14 protein-coding genes are annotated in these 17,494 nt (G+C 72.1%); 8 read left to right on the top strand and 6 right to left on the bottom strand.

Going from position 1 to position 17,494, the window contains the following annotated elements; all coding sequences use genetic code 11:
- The first annotated feature begins 195 nt into the window (after positions 1 to 195).
- From ACYUD3_RS35320 to ACYUD3_RS35305, 4 genes are all read left to right on the top strand, one after another.
- Positions 196 to 2,634, top strand: coding sequence for a GcvT family protein (locus ACYUD3_RS35320; protein ID WP_470979455.1), 2,439 nt, complete (start codon positions 196 to 198; stop codon positions 2,632 to 2,634).
- A 138-nt stretch (positions 2,635 to 2,772) separates the two neighbouring features.
- Positions 2,773 to 3,045 carry a polyprenyl synthetase gene (locus ACYUD3_RS35315; RefSeq protein ID WP_470979452.1) on the top strand — a complete coding sequence of 91 codons (273 nt, stop codon included), beginning with the start codon at positions 2,773 to 2,775 and terminating at the stop codon, positions 3,043 to 3,045.
- Entirely contained in the window at positions 3,038 to 4,090 is a 1,053-nt protein-coding gene (locus ACYUD3_RS35310; RefSeq protein WP_470979449.1) for a polyprenyl synthetase family protein, read from the top strand. Before ACYUD3_RS35315 ends, ACYUD3_RS35310 begins: the two co-directional genes overlap by 8 nt.
- A gap of 35 nt (positions 4,091 to 4,125) precedes the next feature.
- Positions 4,126 to 5,283, top strand: coding sequence for an oxygenase MpaB family protein (locus ACYUD3_RS35305; RefSeq protein WP_470979446.1), 1,158 nt, complete (start codon positions 4,126 to 4,128; stop codon positions 5,281 to 5,283).
- Between the two features lie 18 nt (positions 5,284 to 5,301).
- On the opposite strand, the gene ACYUD3_RS35300 is transcribed toward ACYUD3_RS35305, so the two are convergent.
- Entirely contained in the window at positions 5,302 to 6,168 is an 867-nt protein-coding gene (locus ACYUD3_RS35300) for a methyltransferase domain-containing protein (protein ID WP_470979443.1), read from the bottom strand.
- 140 nt (positions 6,169 to 6,308) lie between these two features.
- On the opposite strand from ACYUD3_RS35300, the gene ACYUD3_RS35295 reads away from it, so the two are divergent.
- Positions 6,309 to 7,556 (top strand): cytochrome P450, encoded by a 1,248-nt coding sequence (locus tag ACYUD3_RS35295; RefSeq protein WP_470979440.1) that lies wholly within the window; start codon positions 6,309 to 6,311, stop codon positions 7,554 to 7,556.
- 15 nt (positions 7,557 to 7,571) lie between these two features.
- On the opposite strand, the gene ACYUD3_RS35290 is transcribed toward ACYUD3_RS35295, so the two are convergent.
- From ACYUD3_RS35290 to ACYUD3_RS35270, 5 genes are all read right to left on the bottom strand, one after another.
- Positions 7,572 to 8,903, bottom strand: coding sequence for a glutamate decarboxylase (locus tag ACYUD3_RS35290; RefSeq protein WP_470979437.1), 1,332 nt, complete (start codon positions 8,901 to 8,903; stop codon positions 7,572 to 7,574).
- Between the two features lie 218 nt (positions 8,904 to 9,121).
- Entirely contained in the window at positions 9,122 to 10,972 is a 1,851-nt protein-coding gene (locus ACYUD3_RS35285; RefSeq protein WP_470979434.1) for a phospholipase C, read from the bottom strand.
- 182 nt (positions 10,973 to 11,154) lie between these two features.
- Positions 11,155 to 12,357, bottom strand: a complete 1,203-nt coding sequence (gene efeB, locus ACYUD3_RS35280) for an iron uptake transporter deferrochelatase/peroxidase subunit (RefSeq protein WP_470979432.1) — start codon at positions 12,355 to 12,357, stop codon at positions 11,155 to 11,157.
- Positions 12,354 to 13,529: an imelysin family protein gene (locus tag ACYUD3_RS35275; protein WP_470979520.1), complete on the bottom strand. Its 1,176-nt coding sequence runs from the start codon at positions 13,527 to 13,529 to the stop codon at positions 12,354 to 12,356. The genes efeB and ACYUD3_RS35275 overlap by 4 nt, the downstream gene beginning before the upstream one ends.
- Positions 13,530 to 13,618: 89 nt before the next feature.
- Positions 13,619 to 14,629: an alpha/beta fold hydrolase gene (locus ACYUD3_RS35270; protein ID WP_470979429.1), complete on the bottom strand. Its 1,011-nt coding sequence runs from the start codon at positions 14,627 to 14,629 to the stop codon at positions 13,619 to 13,621.
- Between the two features lie 148 nt (positions 14,630 to 14,777).
- Here ACYUD3_RS35270 and ACYUD3_RS35265 point away from each other — a divergent pair, with 148 nt between their 5' ends.
- The 3 genes from ACYUD3_RS35265 to ACYUD3_RS35255 all read left to right on the top strand — a co-directional run bounded on the left by ACYUD3_RS35265 (position 14,778) and on the right by ACYUD3_RS35255 (position 17,220).
- A complete protein-coding gene (locus tag ACYUD3_RS35265; protein WP_470979427.1) occupies positions 14,778 to 15,374 on the top strand; it encodes a TetR/AcrR family transcriptional regulator in 597 nt (198 codons plus the stop codon).
- Between the two features lie 138 nt (positions 15,375 to 15,512).
- Positions 15,513 to 16,331 carry an SDR family oxidoreductase gene (locus ACYUD3_RS35260; protein WP_470979424.1) on the top strand — a complete coding sequence of 273 codons (819 nt, stop codon included), beginning with the start codon at positions 15,513 to 15,515 and terminating at the stop codon, positions 16,329 to 16,331.
- Positions 16,332 to 16,656: 325 nt separating this feature from the next.
- Positions 16,657 to 17,220: a TetR/AcrR family transcriptional regulator gene (locus tag ACYUD3_RS35255; RefSeq protein WP_470979422.1), complete on the top strand. Its 564-nt coding sequence runs from the start codon at positions 16,657 to 16,659 to the stop codon at positions 17,218 to 17,220.
- The last annotated feature ends 274 nt before the right edge of the window (positions 17,221 to 17,494 follow it).

Raw genomic sequence — 17,494 nt, 5'->3', positions numbered from 1 at the left:
CGTCAGTACACATGACGTTGATGCGCATGGCACAACGCGGTGAGCGATACGCAACATGGTCGGGATGGATTCCCGCGTGGTCAAGGGCACTTGGGCAAGTGGACCGCCTCTTGACACCCATCACCCCGCCGGGCACATTGAGTTGCGCGACTTGAAGCCTGTTGCGCAGCGAGCAACTCAACCGGAGGTGCGGCGATGGCGGGACCCCGAGTGGTCATCATCGGAGCGGGCGTCGTGGGCGCCGCGCTCGCGGACGAGCTCTCCCAGCGGGGCTGGACCGAGGTGACCGTGGTCGACCAGGGCCCCCTCCCGGCCACCGGCGGCTCCAGCTCGCACGCCCCGGGCCTGGTCTTCCAGACCAACTCCTCCAAGACGATGACCGAGCTGGCCCGCTACACCGTCGAGAAGTTCTGCTCCCTCGACGTCGACGGCGAGCCCTGCTTCCTCCAGGTCGGCGGCCTCGAAGTCGCGACCACGCCCGCACGCCTCACCGAACTGCACCGCCGCCATGGCTGGATCACCGCCTGGGGGATAGAAGCCCGACTCCTCAGCCCCGAGGAGTGTCTGGCGCAACACCCCCTGCTCAACCCGGACAAGGTCCTCGGCGGCCTCCTCGTCCCCACCGACGGCCTCGCCAAGGCCGTCCTCGCGGTCGAGGCCCAGATCCGCCGCGCCACGGCGAACGGCGTCCGCTTCCTCGCCCGCCACGAAGTCCTCGACCTCCGCCAGGAGGACGGACGCGTCACCGGCGTCGTCACCGACCAAGGCGAACTCGACGCCGACATCGTCGTGTGCTGCGCCGGCATCTGGGGGCCGAGGATCGCCCGCATGGCCGGCATGAACCTCCCCCTCACCCCGCTCGCCCACCAGCTCGCCTGGACCGGCCCCGTCCCCGCGCTCGCCGGCCAGACCGAGGAGGCCGTCCGCCCGATCCTGCGCCACCAGGACGCCGACCTCTACTACCGCGACCGCTACGACAGCATCGGCATCGGCTATTACGGCCACCGCCCCATGCCGGTCTCCGCCGACGACATCCTCTCCGTCGACGAGGCCCGACAGATGCCGTCCGTCCTGGAGTTCACCGCGGACGACTTCGCGGACGCCTGGACCGAGACGCAGGCGCTGCTGCCGGCCACCAAGGACGCCAAGGTCGACGAGGGCATCAACGGCCTTTTCTCCTTCACCACCGACAACTTCCCGCTCCTGGGCGAGTCCCCGGACGTCAAGGGCTTCTGGGTCGCCGAGGCCGTCTGGGTCACCCACTCCGCGGGCGTCGGCCGCGCGATGGCCGAATGGCTCGTCGACGGCCACTGCTCCTCGTTCGACCTCCACGAGTGCGACGTCAACCGCTTCGAACCGCACCAGCTCACCCCCGAGTACGTCCTGGCCCGCGACTGCCAGAACTTCGCCGAGGTCTACGACATCCTCCACCCCCTCCAGCCCTCCGGCGCCCCCCGCCCGATCCGCACCAGCCCCTTCCACGTCCGCCAGCAGGAGCACGGCGCGTTCTTCCTGGAGGCGGGCGGCTGGGAACGCCCCCACTGGTACGAGGCCAACGCCCCGCTCCTGGACGGCCGTTCGATCCCCGTCCCGAACGACTGGGCCGCCCGCTACTGGTCCCCGATCGTCGGCGCCGAGGCCCAGGCCACCCGCGAGACGGTCGCCCTGTACGACATGACGGCGCTGAAACGCCTGGAGGTCACCGGACCCGGCGCGGCGCGGTTCCTGGAGGGCCTGACGACGAGCAAGGTCGCCAAGTCGGTCGGCTCGGTCACCTACACGCTGCTGCTCGACCACGACGGCGGCATCCGCAGCGACGTCACCGTCGCCCGCCTCGCCCGCGACCGCTTCCAGGTCGGCGCCAACGGCAACCTCGACCTCGACTGGTTCACCCGCCATCTCCCCGCCGACGGCACCGTCCAGGCCCGCGACATCACCCCCGGCACCTGCTGCATCGGCCTGTGGGGACCGCTCGCCCGCAAGGTCCTCCAGCCGCTCACCGACGCCGACTTCAGCAACGACGGCCTCAAGTACTTCCGCGCCAAACAGGCGTCCATCGGCAGCGTCCCGGTGACCGCGATGCGCCTGTCGTACGTCGGCGAACTCGGCTGGGAGCTGTACACCACCGCCGACCTCGGCCTGAAACTCTGGGACACCCTCTGGCGGGCGGCCGAGCCGCTGGGCGGGGTCATCGCCGGCCGGGGCGCCTTCAACAGCCTCCGCCTGGAGAAGGGCTACCGCTCCTTCGGCACCGACATGACCTACGAGCACGACCCCTACGAGGCCGGCCTCGCCTTCGCCGTCAAACCCGACAAGGGCGACTTCATCGGCAAGGAGGCCCTGGCCCGCCGCGCGTCCGAGGCCACCCGCAGACTGACCTGCCTCACCGTCGCCGACCCCCACTCGGTCGTCCTCGGCAAGGAGCCGGTCTACGACGGGGAGCGCGCCGTCGGGTACGTCACCAGCGCCGCCTACGGCTACACCATCGGCAAGGGCATCGCCTACGCCTGGCTGCCGGCGGGCCTCGCGGTTCCCGGGACCACCGTGCACATCGGGTACTTCGACCGGCGGATCGAAGCGGTCGTCGCCGAGGAGCCGCTGTTCGACCCGACGATGTCCCGGCTGCGCGGCTGAGCCCGGCCTGGCTGGCGCCCAGGAAAATCGGTCTGCCGACCGGCGTGTCACCCGATCGTGAGTTCCACCCCCTCTTCGCCCCTCCCCCCAGGACCATCGAAGGGGGCCCCGGCCGGTGTCCCCGGACGAGGGGGGACCATGGCGCAAGGGACGGGACGGCGTGGGCTGGACGAGCAGGCGGTGCTGGTGGCGGCGGGGCTCGCCGATCTCGCGTGGGATGTCGCCGGCACCGCCTTAGGCACCGTACGCGGCCTGCTGCGCCGCTCCGACCACGGGGAGCTGGCCGCGCAGGCCGGACGTGACCTCGCCGCGCGCGGCAGGCTCGCGCTCGACCGGCGTACCCCGGCCCCGGCCCATCTGGAGATCCTCGCCCAGCGTGCCCTCGCCCGCCGGGCCGGCGCCGATGACTGAGCGCTGGGACCCGGACCGCTTCAAGAGCCGCGTCGACGAGGCACTGCGCCGCTTCGTCGCCGAGGAAGCGGGTCAACTCGCCGACATCGACCCCCTGTTGAAGCCGGTCGCCGAGGAGCTGGAACTCTCCGTCGCGTACGGGAAACGGCTGCGGGCCGCGTTCTGCTACTGGGGCTGGCGGGCCGCCGGGCAGCCCGACAGCGACACCCTGCTGAAGGCCGCCGCCGCGATGGAACTCGTCCACGCGGCGGCCGTCGTCCATGACGACCTCATCGACGACAGCCCCCTGCGCCACGGCCGCCCCACCGTCCACGTCGCCCTGCGCGCCGCCGTCGGCCGCCGCCCCCGCGCCGACGCCACCGCCCGCTCCCTCGCCATGCTCGTCGGCGACCTGCTGATGTCCCTGGCCGGGCAGCTCTTCGTCACCAGCGGCCTGCCCGCCGCCTACCTCGCCCGCGCCCGCCCCCTGTGGGCCGTGATGGCGCGGGAGCTGATCGCGGGGGAGTGCCTGGAGATCCTGCGCACCGGCACCGGACCCGACCTCGACGCGTCGCTGAAGGTCATCCGCTACAAGACCGCCAAGTACACCGTGGAACAGCCCCTGTTGATCGGCGGCGCCCTGGCCGGCGCCGGCGCCTCCCTGCGCGCGGGCTACTCCGCGTACGGGCTGCCGCTCGGCGAGGCCTTCCAGCTCCGCGACGATCTGCTGGGCCTCTTCGGCGACCCCGAGCGCACGGGCAAGGCCCCCGCCGACGACGTACGCGGACAGCGGCCCACCGCGCTGCTCGCGCAGACCTGGCGGTTCGCCGCCCCCGCCGACCGCAGGAAGCTGCGCGCGCTGCTCGGGCGGCGCGGGCTCGACGCCCAAGGCCTGGACGACGTACGGGAGTTGATGCGGCGCGCGCGGGCGCCCGAGCGGGTCGAGGCCATGATCGGTGAGCGGGTCGGGGAGGCGCTGGACGTTCTGCGCGCGCTGTCCCTGCCGGCCCACGCCGACGCCGCCCTGACCGCCCTGGCCCGGTCCGCCGCCGACCGCCTTTCCTGACCCGGACCGACCGACCCGGACTGAGGAGCCCCCGCATGACCCACACCGAGGCCTCGCTGGACGCCCTGCGGACCGAAGGCGACGAACTGGCCGACGCCGTCGTCGCCGAACTCTTCGCGCGCGGCCAGGTCGGCACGTTCAACACCCTGATGCGCTACGTCTCCAGCTCCGGCGCCGCGCTCCCGGACGGACTGCCCGCCGTCGCCCGTGACTACCTCGCGGCGACCGGCGCCCCGCCCGCGTGGGTGGACTGGACGGAGATGGAGAAGGCGCGGCTGTTCTTCATCGACAACAACGTCCACATCTCCACCGCGCTGTCCTTCGCCTCGATGCCCGCCTGCTACGTCGTCCCGCACGTCGCGCGGCTGCTGTCGGCCACCCACGGCCTGAAGTACCCCTCCAAACGCATGGCGGAGACCGGCCAGTTCACCGTCTACCTCATGCAGCCCGACGCCTTCGAGGCCGGCGGCCGGTTCGTGCCCGCCGCGCAGAAGGTCCGCCTCCTGCACGCCTCCATCCGCCATCACCTCAGGCGCGAGAACCGCTGGGACACCGAGACACTGGGCACGCCGATCTGCCAGGAGGACATGATCGGCGGCCAGATGTTCTTCTCGCTGCTCGTCCTGGACAGCCTGCACCGGCTCGGCATCCACATGTCGCCGGAGGGCGCGCGGGCCTACTACTACGCCTGGCGCGTCGTCGGCGCCATGCTCGGCGTCGACCAGCGGGCCGTACCGAAAACGCTCGAAGAGGCCCGCGAGTTCCTCGACCTGTACATGGTCCGGCACATGGGCCCTTCTCCGGAGGGCGTCCAACTGACGCGGCAGCTCATCGACCTGTACGAGGGGGTCGTGCCCGGGACGCTCTTCGACCCGGTCGTCTCCGCCCTGATCCGCTTCCTCGCCGGGGACACCTGCGGCGACTGGCTTGAGGTCCCCAGGACCCCGTGGGACACCGCCGTCAAGGCGGCGCCGCATCTGCTCGGGGTCCTGGAGGCCATCGAGGACCGGTCACCGTTCGGCGCGTGGGCGCTGGACAGGCTCGGCGAGTGGACCACCCGCTTCGAACTGTCCGCGCTCACCCGGGGCCGCGTCATGCACTACGCGATCCCCGAGGAGCTGAAGAAGGACTACGGCGTCTCCAACAGCCCGCTGCCGGGCCGCCGTTGGAGCCCGCCGCCGGTGACCGTCTGATCGGCGCGCGCTTTGGTGTCAGGGCGCGCGCAGCACGAACACCACGTGGCCCACGTTCTCGTGCATGACGTCCCGCAGCACCGGCATGACCTCGTCCAGCCGCGCGGTGGCCTCCGGCCCGTAGTGGGCCAGCACCTCCGCCCGGCGGTCGTTGTACAGCACGCCCATCAGCTCACCGGTCAGCGCCATGTTCGCGGTGTTGTCGACGGTCCGCACCAGCTCCCAGCCGGCCTTCTCCGTCAGCTCCAGGAGCTGCGCCGGGGTGATCAGCGGGCCGGTGGCCCAGGCCTGGTAGTACACCGCCATCCGCTCGGGATCGGGGTCGCCGCGGGGGGTGAACTCCGTGAGGAGCAGCAGCCCGCCCGGCTTCAGGACGCGGCGGGCCTCGCTGAGGGCGAGCGCCCGGTCGTTCATGTGGCACAGGCAGTCCACGGCCATCGCCGCGTCGAACGACCCGTCCGGGTAAGGGAGTTCCATCGCGTCGCCGTGCTCGAAGGCGACCCGCTCCGCGACCCCGGCCGCCTGCGCGCGCTCCCGGCCGAGACCGACCTGCGAACGGCTGATGGTGATCCCGGTGACGCGCGCCCCGGTAGTGCGCGCGATCCGTACGGCCGGGCCGCCGTTGCCGCAGCCGATGTCCAGGAGGTGGGTGTCCGCGCCGGCCGAGAGCTGCTCGGCGAACCAGTCGGTCTGCCGGTCCATGGCCCGGTCCGCCAGCTCCGGCAGACTGCGCGCCGGGGCCGGGTCGCCGGGCAGGGCCCACTGCCCGACATGGATCGCGGAGTCGCCGAGGGTGAGGCCGTAGAGCGCACCGAACTCGTCGTAGGTGGCGCCGACCTCTTCCGGGGTGAGCGCCTTGGTCTCTGACGGTGTGTCATACGTCATGCGGGCAGGATAGGGCCTCGGCGGGCCGGGGACGGGGGACGAGGACCGGCCTTCTTTCGGCGGCGGGTTGCCGAACGTAGCGGGGCGGACGCGTGCCGCTACGATGTGAGCCGTCCCAACTCCCTTGCGAGGAGCCCCTTTTGGTCACAGCATCCACCGCCGCGCCGCTTCCCGCACTGCCCGCGGCGGAGGTCACCCGATGGCGCGCGGAGAGCGGCCGTACGATCGATCTGCTGATCCGCGCCCGCGAACTCGGCCCGCTGGTGTCCGTCCCGCTCGGCGAACAGCCCACCGTGCTCGTCACCTCACCCGCCGGGGTCCAGCACGTCCTCGGCCGGCACGGCGACCGCTACGTCAAGTCCTCGCACCGGGCCGGGATGCTCGTCGGCGAAGGCCTCCTCGCGGCGACCGGTGACCGCTGGCGGCGCCAACGGCGCCTGCTCCAGCCGCACTTCACCCTCCAGGCCACCCGCCGCTACGACGAGCTGATGCGCGCCGCCGCCGAACACACCGCCCGGGAATGGGCCGAGAGCGCCCGCACCGGCGCACCCCGCGACCTCGCCGCCGACATGCAGCGCTTCTCCTTCGACACCATCTGGCGCTGCATGACCGGCGAGCCCCTCGACGACGTCACACAACAGCAGTGGCGTGCCACCGACCGGATCGGCAAGGCGATCGCGGCGCTCGGCGCGAGCAGCCTGCCGAACCTCGAAGCCGACCTCGCGGAGGTCGACGCGGTGGCCGAACGGGCCGTCGCCGTCGCCCGCTCCAACGGCGGGCCCAGCCTCCTCGACGCGCTCGCCGGCCAGTCCCCGGAAGAGATCCGCGACGAGGTCGTCACCTTCCTCGCCGCCGGCTACGAGACCACCGCGACGACCCTCCTGTGGCTGCTGCTCCTGCTCCAGGAGCACCCGGAGGAACGGGAGTTCGCGCTCGCCCAGGGCCCGGCCGGCTCACCCGGCCGCGCCGAGGCGGTCCGCGCCCTGATCCGCGAGACCCTGCGGCTCTACCCGGTGGCCTGGCTGCTGCCCCGGCACGCGCTGGAGGACGACGTCGTCGCCGGACACCGCGTCGAGAAGGGCAGCGCCGTCCTGATGTCCCCCTACCTCACCCACCGCGACCCCGAGAGCTGGCCCGACCCCGAGGCCTTCCGCCCCCGCCGCTTCCTCGGCCCCTCGCCCACGCCCGGCGCCTACCACCCCTTCGGCCTCGGCCCCCGCGCCTGCCTGGGCGCCCAGTTCGCCCTCCACGAGATGACGATCCTGCTCGAACTCCTGCTCCCCGCCTACACGTTGACCCTGCAAGCCCCGGTCCCCGAACCGGTCTTCAACCTCACGGTCCACCCCGGCGGCCCCACCCGCGCGACGCTGACCCCCGTGCGCGGGTGAGACGGGCCGAGACGGTCAGCCGGCGGCGCGCAGCCGCGCGGTCACCTCGGCCAGATCCGTGAGGAACATCCCCGCCAGCTCCGCCGTGAACCCGGTGCGCACGACCAGCCGCAGCACGGAGACGTCCTGGCAGGGCGCGGGGAAGGTGTACGCGGGCAGCTGCCAGCCCCGGGCCCGCATCGCCTGCGACACGTCGAACACCGTGAAACCGGCCGTGCCCGGCGCCAACCGGAAGGCGAACGCCGGGAGTTCGCAGCCGTCGGTGATCAGCTCGTACGGCTCCAGCCGGCCGATACGGGCGGCCAGCGCGCGGGCCGTCGTACTGCTCTGGACGGCCAGCTCGCGCAGGCCCTGGCGGCCGTAGCGCAGGAAGCTGTAGTACTGGGCGACGACGTGGGCGCCCGGGCGGGAGAAGTTCAGGGTGAAGCTGGGGTTGCAGCCGCCCAGGTAGTCCACCTCGAAGACCAGGTCCTCCGGCAGCGCCCGCGCGTCGCGCCACAGCGCCCAGCCCAGGCCCGGGAAGACGTGCCCGTACTTGTGCCCCGAGGTGTTGATGGACGCGACCCGCTCCAGCTGGAAGTCCCACATCAGACCGGGGTCGAGGAAGGGGGCGACCATCGCGCCGGACGCGCCGTCGACGTGCACCGGGATGTCGGTGCCGGTCGCGGCCTGGTAGCCGTCCAGCGCCATGCAGATGTCGGCGACCGGCTCGTAGGACCCGTCGAACGTCGACCCGAGGACGGTGACCACACCGATCGTGTTGTCGTCGCAGTACGACGTCAGCGTGTCCGGCGTCAGGTGGTAGCGGCCCGGCTCCATCGGCACGAACCGGGGCTCCACCTCGAAGTAGTTGGCGAACTTCTTCCAGCACACCTGGACGTTCGCGCCCATCACCAGGTTCGGCCGGGCCGTGTCCTTGCCCTGCGCGCGCCGGCGCTGCTGCCAGCGCCGCTTGAGGGCGAGCCCGCCGAGCATCGCCGCCTCGCTGGAACCGGTCGTCGAGCAGCCGCGCACCTGCTCCGGGCGCGGCGCGTGCCACAGCCGGGCGAGCATCTGCACACAGCGCTCCTCCATGGCCGTGATCTGCGGGTACTCGGCGCGGTCGGCGAGGTTCTTCTCGGCCGTCTGCGTCATCAGGTCGCGGGCCTGCGGCTCCATCCACGTCGTGACGAACGTGGCGAGGTTGAGCCGGGCGTTGCCGTCGAGCATCAGCTCGTCGCGCACCTGGCGGAAGATCCGGTCGGGGTCGGAGGCGAACTCGGGCAGTTCCTCGGCCGGCAGGAGGAGGTCGTCGACGGGGAAGGCGAGATCGGCGGCGGTGAGGACGTCGGTGTGCGAGCTGGGCATGGGTGTCTCGATGCCTCTCTGGGGCCTGTGTGGTCCCGTGCGTTCACGACGTTAGATCTCCTCGGCCGCCCGTATCCGTGCGGATTACACCGATCCAGCGACCGGTTTGCGCACTGATGAACTGGATTTTCCCTTGTACATACTGGCTGCTGTTCTGCTGTTGACGCCGACGGCCCCGGCGGGTCGCCCGCCGGGGCCGTCTCAGGGTGAAGAGTCCGCTACAGGGCCGTGCGGCCCTTGCGGCGGCGCAGCGCGAACACCGTCGCCGTCGCGGTGGCGGCCAGTGCGCCGGCGGTCAGCGCCAGCGGCAGCGCGGGAGAGGCGGACGTGTCGTCGGCGACGTCCTGCGCCTTCAGGTCCTGGAGGTAGGCCGGGTAGTCCGCGTCCACGGCGGCCGAGGACTCCGTACGCCCGTGGCCGTGCCCGACCGGCCTGACCGACGACACCGAGCCGTCCGCCTTCAGCAGGACCTGCTTCTCGTTCGGGCGGCGGAAGTCGAACATGCCGGACAGGCTGCCCGCGCGCCGGTCGAAGGAGGCGTCACCGATGCGGCCGGTGTGCCAGTTGTCCTCGATGAACCGCGTGATCGACGCCTGCTCGGTCGCCGTGTGGTCGACCGAATTCACCTTGCTGTAGGGGGAGATCACCAGCAGCGGCTGCCGGGTGCCGGGACCGCACCGGTCCGCGTAGCCGCCCGCCGAGGCCGGGCCCGACTGGCAGGCGGGGGCGTCCAGCGCCTTGCCGTTGGAACCGGCGGTCGAGTCCTTCGAGCCGTTCAGGACCTTCGCGGTCACGTGGTCGTACCAGCCGTCGGAGTCGTCGTACGCCACCACGACCGCCGTCGACGCCCACTGCGGGGACTTCTGGATCGCGTTGATCTCCTTGACCAGGAAGTGCTGCTCGTCGAGCGGGTCGGAGTACGCCGCGTGGCCGTCCTGGTACTCGGCGGCCTTCAGGAAGCTCACCGACGGCAGGCTGCCGGCCTTGAGGGCGGCGTCGAAGTCGGTGAGGTCGTAGTTGTGGTTCGCGCGGCCCGCGTGCCCGATCTCCGCGATGTTCTTCGGCGCCAGGTGGTGCGGGTTCGACGTCGACTTGTAGTACTGGAACGGCGAGTGGTGCGGGCTGTAGTCGACGACCGCCGCGCCCCCGACATTGGTGTGCGTGCTGCCCGAGCACTTCGCGTGGTCACCGCTCTTGCCGTCCCACGCGGTGGAAGGACGGAACCCGCCCTGGAACCAACCCCAGCTCACGTTCCTGGAGTTGAGCAGGTCCCCGATGTTCTTCCCCTGCATCTGCGCCAGCGCGTTGGTGCTCGTGCGGTCCTTGTCCGAGCAGTCGTCGAACGCCGGATCGGGGTCGTTGACGACCGTCCCGACCCCCTTCGCGTCCGGCGAGAGAACCGCGTACGGGTCCGGCGCCGACGTCCGCTTGCCCGTCGCCGGGTCGACGGAGACCACGCCGTGCGTCTGGCCGGAGATCAGGTTCAGCGCGCCCGGCGTCGAGGGGCCGTACACCGAGCTGAACGAGCGGTCGTTCAGCGCGTAGTGCTGGGCGTAGTTCCACAGCGCGGTGACCGTGTTGCCGTCGTAGTAGTCCATCACCAGACCCGGCTCACCGAACAGGCCCGTGCACTTGCTGACCTCGGTGTTCTGGACGTACGCGTCGGCCTTGCCGCCGTTCGCCGCGTACTGCTCGGGGCCGTAGGAGTGGTTCTGGTCGCAGGTCATCGCCTGCGAGGGGGCCAGCCGCTTCGGCGTGTACAGGTTCGGGTTCTTCTTCAGCAGGCCCGCGTTGCCGAGGTTGTCCGCCTTCGGGGTGCGGGCCGCCGCCTTGAAGGGGGTGCCGTCCGTGTTCGCGGCCTGCGGGTAGGTGGCGAAGTAGTGGTCGAACGACACGTTCTCGTCGTAGATCACCACCACGTGCTTGATCGGGGTCGCGGTGCGCGCGGGCCCCGAGGCCGCCGACGCGGGCAGTGCCCCGCCCGCCGAGGCCAGAGCCGCCGCGCCGAGCAGCGCGCCCACGCGTGCCGCCCGCCGCCGCGCACGGCTGTCCCTACCAGTGCCGATCATGCTTTCTCGCCTTCCGGGTACCCACTCTTCATGACGTGGGCCATCGTCGCCGTGGGGCGGGGGAGGGACAACGACCGCGAGGCGAACGGCAGGTCAGGACATTCTCATGGGGGCTTGACCTGCCCTTGGCCCAGACCGGGGAGGGGGGCTTTCCAGCGGGGCGCTGCTCAGCTGGGCGCCTCTTAGGCGAGGAGCGTGCGGCCCAGCCAGTCGGTCTCGTCGCGCACCCCGGGCAGCGCGAAGAAGTACCCGCCGCCGAACGGCTTCACGTAGTCCACCAGCGGCTCCCCCGCCAGCCGCTTCTGCACGGCCTCGAACTGCCCGGCCAGGTCCCGCTGGTAGCAGCAGAACAGCAGCCCCATGTCGAGGTTGCCGTTCGCGTCCGTACCCCGGTCGTAGTTGTAGCCGCGCCGCAGGATGCGCTGCCCGTCGGTCGCCGCCGTGCGCGGATTCGCCAGCCGGATATGGCTGTCCAGCGGGATGACGTCCCCCTTGGGGTCCTGCGCGTACTGCGGCACGTCCTTCTCGTGCCGCCCGTCCAGCGGCGCCCCGGTGTCCCGGGCCCGCCCGAACATCCGCTCCTGCTCGGTGATCGACACCCGGTCCCAGAACTCCACCAGCATCCGGATCAGCCGTACGACCTGATAACTCCCGCCGCTCGCCCAGGCCGGCTCGCCGTCGCCCGCGCCCACCCATATGAGCCGGTCGGCGTCCCGGCCCTCGGGGTTGGCGATGCCGTCCTTGAACCCGAGGTGGTTGCGGGGCGTGCCGGACGGGCGGGACGGGCTGATGAAGCCGTCCATCCGCCAGCGCACCTGCATCCCGCCGCGCGTGTGCCGGGTGACGTCCCGCAGCGCGTGCAGCACGGTGTCCTGGTCCGCCGCGCAGAACTGCACGCTCAGATCGCCGTGGCACCAGGCGGCGTCGAGGTCGTCGTCCGGGAACGGCGGCATCGCGGCCAGCCGGTGCGGCTTGCGCGCGGCGAGCCCGTAGCGGCCGTCGAACAGGGCGGCGCCGGCGCCGACGGTGATGGTCAGCGCGTCCGCCGGGACGTCGGGGCCGAGGGTTCCCGAGTCGGCGGGCGGCGCGGTGATGCCGAGTTCCTGCGGGGCGCCGCCGGTGGTGAGGAAGCGTGCCCGGTCGGTCAACGTCCGCAGCAGATCGGTGAGTTCGGACCGGTCGGCCGCGGTGGTGTCGAAGGACACGAACGCCGTGGCGCGCGGCGCGGGCGTGACGATGCCGGCCTGATGGACGCCGTGGAAGGGGGCTGTTCTTCCCTGCCCTTCCGGGGCAGCCTCCGCCGCCTCCCGGTCGGCGGCCACGAGCCCCGCCCCGGCCACCGCCGCCGCACCCGCCAGGAACCCCCGGCGCCCCACCCCGCTCACGAAGTCCTCCGTACGTCCGTCAGGGCGGCCACGTCGGCCAGCCGCTCGACCAGTTCACTCAGATCCGCGTCGACCCGCTCGCGCTGCTGCCGGGTGAGCTGCCCGAGCGGCGTCATCGCCACCCCGTCGAGCGTGCGCCCCGTACGCTCCAGCCAGCTGTCGAGCCCGGCGAGCCCCGCGTCCCGGGTCTTCAGCAACGGCCGCAGGAGCCCCAGCAGCACCCGCGTCCCGTCGAGATTGGCGCGCGCGGTCGCGAGGTTGCTGCCGCTGCCGTAGTCGGTCCGCCCGGTCAGCTCGAACTGCACGGTGTTCTCCAGGATCTCGTGCGCCCGCAGCCCCACGTCCGCCGGGTCCATCCGCTCGTCCGGCCAGCTGTCGCGCAGCCCGTGCACGGCCGTGGCGAGCGCGTCCGCCGGCCCGCGCAGCGAAGCCGCCGGCTCCCCGTGCCACAGCCCGTACTCGACCCGGTGGAACCCGGCGAACCCCGGGTCCCGCACCCCGCCGGCGAGCCCGGCCGTCGTCCCGTTGATCGCCGCGTCCGCGTCCCCGAACGTCCCGTAGGCGGCGCCCATCCGCTCGTACACGAGATGCGCGGGCAGCCATGCCGCACGGGCCGCCGCCAGGTCGCCCCGGTCGACGGCGGCTCTCAACGCGTCGGTCTTCCGGGCCAGTTCGACCGTGCGCGCCTGGATCCACCTCTGGTAGGCGAGCGTCGGCGGGATGAGGTCCTGCTGGGCGAGCGGCACGGCGGCCGGACCGCTCCCGACCTTCGCTCCGGTGATCCGCACGGTCGGCCCGGTGACGGCGTCCGCGTCGTCCGGCAGACACTTGAAGGCGTACGACCCGTTGCCCAGGGTCACCCGCAGCGCCCGCGTCGTCCCCGGCCCGAGCCCCTCGACCTCGCCGTACACCGCGCCGGTGCCGGCGTCGGTCAGGTACACCTCGGCGGCGGTGCTGGAGGTGTTGCGGATCTGGAAGACCTGCGCGCCGCCCTTGGGGTTGCCCCATCCGCGCCCGCAGGGGGTGACGTCCACGATGTTTCCCGCGTGGTTCCCGGTGTGCTTCTGGTCGCCGGAGCCGCACGCCGAGGTGAGCGCGAGCGCGGTGCCGATGATCAGCACGGCGGCGCGGCGGGGCGGACGCGGACCGGGCACGCCGGGACCTCCAGACAGTCGTACAGGTGAGTGCCGCTGATCCTAGGCACCCCCGCGGCCCAGGTCAGCGGCACGGGAGCGGTCCTGGGCGAACCCAGGGGCACATTTCACCGGGGGTTCACCTGGGGGTGGGGCTCCGGGGTGGCCGGGGGGTTGGCTTGGGGTTCGGCTTTCGGTCCAGCCTGCGGCTCGGCCTTCGGTTCGGCTTGTGGTTCGGCGGCGGTCATGAAATCGAGCATCTTGCGGTTGACCACGTCCGCGTGGTCGATCTGCGGGGCGTGGCCGGTCCTGGCGATGATCTCGGCGCGGGCGGTCGGGATCAGGCGGGGGACGCGTTCGGCCTGGCGGCCCGGGTGGAGCAGGAGGCTGCGTCTGCCCATCACCAGGTACAACGGGGTGCGAATGGTGCGCAGTTGGGCTTCGGTGAGGGGCTGGGGCACGGGGCGGCGGACGCGGTACGCGCGGACCGACGCGCGGATCATCGCGCGCAGTTCCGGCACGACGAGGACAGGTTGCTCCAGCCAGGCCGCGAGCCGTGGGCGCAGCGCCTTGGGCGCGGCGGTGGCGAACAGCCCGGCGAAGATCCAGACGAAGAAGCGCGGGCCCACTTTCTCCAGGCCGCCGGGGTCCAGGAGCGTGACGGAGACGAGGCGCCGGGGTGCCCGGACGACCTGGTTGAGGGCGAGCCAGCCGCCGTAGGAGCTGCCGGCCAGATGGATCTCGCCGAGCCCGAGACCGGTGAGCGTCTCCTCCAGCCAGCGCGCGGCGTGCTCGGGCTCGTGGATCGGCGCGCGCTGCACGCTGCGGCCCGGGTCGCCGGGGGTGTCGACGGCGTAGACGGGGCGTTCGGCGCTCAGGTCGGGGGTGTTCGGGTACCACATGGCGGAGCAGGAGCCGGCGCCGTGGAGGAGGACCAGGGGGGTGCGGGTCTGGGCGGCCGGGTCTTTGGGGTCGTGGCGGTAGACGTGGGTGGTGCCGTAGGTGGTCTCGATGTCGTGTTCGGCGGAGATGGGGGCGCCCAGGGCGTAGAGGGCGTCGCAGGCGGCGAAGTAGCGGTCTCTTCGGGTGGCGTCGACGTAGCGGCCTATGTCGGGGCGGGGTGCTGTGGGCTTGGGCATGGGCGCCTCCGGGGTTTGTGAGGGGTCGCTCTGCGCGTGTGAGGTTTGTGATACGAACGTACCACCAATGTGGTACAGCTGTACCAACAAAAAGCGACAGGCATGATTCAGTCACCGGAGACGTGGTTCAGGGAACGGAGAGACGGTCATGCCCAAGCGCGTGGATCACGAGGAGCGGCGTACCGAGATCGCGCGGGCTCTGGTGCGGGCGGCCGGGCGGCTCGGGCTGCACGCGGTGGGGATGCGGGACGTCGCGGCCGAGGCGGGCGTCTCGCTGCGGCTGGTCCAGTACTACTTCGAGTCCAAGGAGAAGCTGCTCCTCTTCGGGCTGCGGCATCTGACCGAGCGGTTCGGGGAGCGGGTGGCCGCCCGTGTCCTCGCCGCCGATGCCGGTTCGGGCCCCCGCGCGGTGATCGAGGCGCTGCTGACGGCTGCCTTGCCGGTCGACGAGGAGAGCCGTCTTTTTCATCACCTCTATACGTCGTACGCCGTTCTGTCGGTGACGGACGAGGTGCTTGCCACTCAGCCGTTCATCAAGGATCCGGACGCTGCTGAGGCGGTTGTCGCCGGGTTGTTGCGGCGGGCGGCGGAGGAAGGGGTGTTGCGGGCGGGGGTGGATCCGGAGGTCGAGGCGGTCGGGCTGCTGGCGATGTCCGCGGGGCTGGGGACGAGTGTGCTGGTCGGGCAGCGGGATGTGGAGTCGGCGATGGAGGTGCTGCGGTATCACCTTGACCGGATTTTCTAGTCGGGGTGGGTCTGTTGGGGGCGTCAGGGCGTCAAGGGGGTGCCAGGAGGGTGACTCGAAAGGGGAGTGGTAACCGGGATGGTCGTCCCGTATCGTTAATCGGGACAGGCATCCCGCTTAACTGTTGCAGGAGTTCCCATGAGCAAGGTCTGGTTCGTCACCGGCGCTTCCCGTGGCTTCGGGCGCGCCTTCGTCGAGGCGGCGCTGTCGCGGGGGGACCGGGTCGCGGCGACCGCGCGCGACACGGCCACTCTGAAAGACCTCGCCGCGGCGCACGGCGACGCCCTCCTCCCGCTGGAGCTGGACGTCACCGACCGCGCGGCGGTGAAGGACGCGGTGGCGGCGGCGCACGAGAGGTTCGGGCGGCTCGACGTCGTCGTCAACAACGCGGGCTACGGACTGTTCGGCATGGTCGAGGAGGTCGGCGAGCGGCAGGTGCGCGAGCAGTTCGAGACCAACTTCTTCGGCGCCCTGTCCGTCACGCAGGAGGTGCTGCCGATCCTGCGGGCGCAGGGCAGCGGGCACATCGTGCAGATCTCCTCCATGGGCGGGGTCGCCGCCTTCCCGTCGCTCGGCGTCTACCACGCCTCCAAGTGGGCGTTGGAGGGGCTGACGGAGTCCCTCGCCCAGGAGGTCGCGGGGTTCGGCGTCAAGGTCACCCTCGTCGAGCCGGGCGTCTTCGGCACCGACTGGGCCGGCCCCTCCGCGGTCGCCGCGGCCCCGATCGACGCCTACGACTCCGTCCGCGAGGCCATGGCCACCCTTGCCGGCAGCTGGATCCCCGGCGACCCCAGGGCCGCCGCCTCCGCCCTCCTGGAGATAGCCGACGCCGAACAGCCGCCGCTGCGGGTCGTGTTCGGAGCGGCGGCCACCGAGCTGGTGAAGGATGTGTATGCGCAGCGGCTGCGGACTTGGGCGGACTGGGAGAAGTTGTCGGTGGCGGCGGATGGGCGCTGAGGGGGGTGGGGGAGGGGGGTCGGTGGCGGTGGACGGTCACGGGGCGCGCCGGAGGAGGGGTGTTCGCTGCGGCTGACAGTCAGGGAGCGCGCTGAGGAGAGGTGTCCGCGGTGGCTGACGTTCACTGGGCGTGCCGAGGGTGGGGCGTCCACGGCGGTCGGCGGTCACCGAGGGCGAGGTGTTTGTGGCAGCCGACGCTAGCTGAAGGCAACGCGTCCGGCACCGCCGTCGGCAACTGAGCGCACAGGCGCCGTCCCCCCGACCACGCGGCGCCCTATGATCTTCCGGGCAGACGGAGGCACGGGCCGGACGGGAGGTGGGCGGCATGATGCGTGCGGATGCCCGGCGTAATCGCGAGCGGGTTCTGGAGACGGCCCGGGAGGTGTTCGCCAGCGAAGGGCTCGCCGTACCGGTCGCCGAGATCGCCCGCCGGGCCGGCGTCGGCACCGGCACCGTCAGCAGGCATTTCCCCACCAAGGAGACCCTGTACGAGGCCGTCATGCTGAGCCTGATCGAGGAACTCGCCGTCACCGCCCGCGGCTACGCCGAGACCCAGGACCCCGGCGTCGCCCTCTTCGTGTTCTTCACCCACCTCGTCGAGACCTCCGCCGCCCACCGGGGCCTGAGCGAGGCGCTGCGCGGCGCCGGCTACACCCCCGAGGAGTCGGCCGGCGCGGGCGGCCTCACCGCCGTCGAACGTGACCTCATCACCGCCGCCCAGCAGGCCGGCACCGCCCGCCCCGACCTGACCCTCGCCGACCTGAAGGCCTTCTACTCCGCCTGCCTGGCCCGAGAACAGGACGAGCCCGACCCCGGGGCCCGGCGACGGATGATCGAGATGGCGTGCGCGGGGATGCGGGCGCAGGGGAGCGAGGGCGGCCGGGGCTGAGGCCGGCCGGAGCTGACGTCCGCGAGGGCGGCCGGCGGCCGGGGTTGACGGCGGCCGGAGTTGACGTCCGCGAGGGCGGCCGGCGGCCGGGGTTGACGGCGGCCAGTGCTTACGTCGGCCGGCGCCGGTTCCTCCCCGAGTCCGCTCTGGCCGAGCAAGCTCCGCCCCGAGCCCGCGCCTTCCTGACCGGTCCCCCTCCGAGCCCCCCTGAGCCCGCGCCCTCCCGACCCGCCTCCCCCGCGCACCCCCCTCTCCCCCGTTTCTCCATCAGGAC

Source organism: Streptomyces sp. AMJ-169, from assembly GCF_055597585.1.
This window is presented reverse-complemented; position numbering and strand designations above follow the sequence as displayed.

Coding starts and splice junctions, on each gene's coding strand:
- ACYUD3_RS35300 (WP_470979443.1), bottom strand. CDS start 6,168: ATGACGTATGACACACCGTCAGAGACCAAGGCGCTCACCCCGGAAGAG.
- ACYUD3_RS35255 (WP_470979422.1), top strand. CDS start 16,657: ATGATGCGTGCGGATGCCCGGCGTAATCGCGAGCGGGTTCTGGAGACG.
- ACYUD3_RS35270 (WP_470979429.1), bottom strand. CDS start 14,629: ATGCCCAAGCCCACAGCACCCCGCCCCGACATAGGCCGCTACGTCGAC.
- ACYUD3_RS35265 (WP_470979427.1), top strand. CDS start 14,778: ATGCCCAAGCGCGTGGATCACGAGGAGCGGCGTACCGAGATCGCGCGG.
- ACYUD3_RS35315 (WP_470979452.1), top strand. CDS start 2,773: ATGGCGCAAGGGACGGGACGGCGTGGGCTGGACGAGCAGGCGGTGCTG.
- ACYUD3_RS35260 (WP_470979424.1), top strand. CDS start 15,513: ATGAGCAAGGTCTGGTTCGTCACCGGCGCTTCCCGTGGCTTCGGGCGC.
- ACYUD3_RS35320 (WP_470979455.1), top strand. CDS start 196: ATGGCGGGACCCCGAGTGGTCATCATCGGAGCGGGCGTCGTGGGCGCC.
- ACYUD3_RS35310 (WP_470979449.1), top strand. CDS start 3,038: ATGACTGAGCGCTGGGACCCGGACCGCTTCAAGAGCCGCGTCGACGAG.
- ACYUD3_RS35290 (WP_470979437.1), bottom strand. CDS start 8,903: ATGCCCAGCTCGCACACCGACGTCCTCACCGCCGCCGATCTCGCCTTC.
- ACYUD3_RS35285 (WP_470979434.1), bottom strand. CDS start 10,972: ATGATCGGCACTGGTAGGGACAGCCGTGCGCGGCGGCGGGCGGCACGC.
- ACYUD3_RS35305 (WP_470979446.1), top strand. CDS start 4,126: ATGACCCACACCGAGGCCTCGCTGGACGCCCTGCGGACCGAAGGCGAC.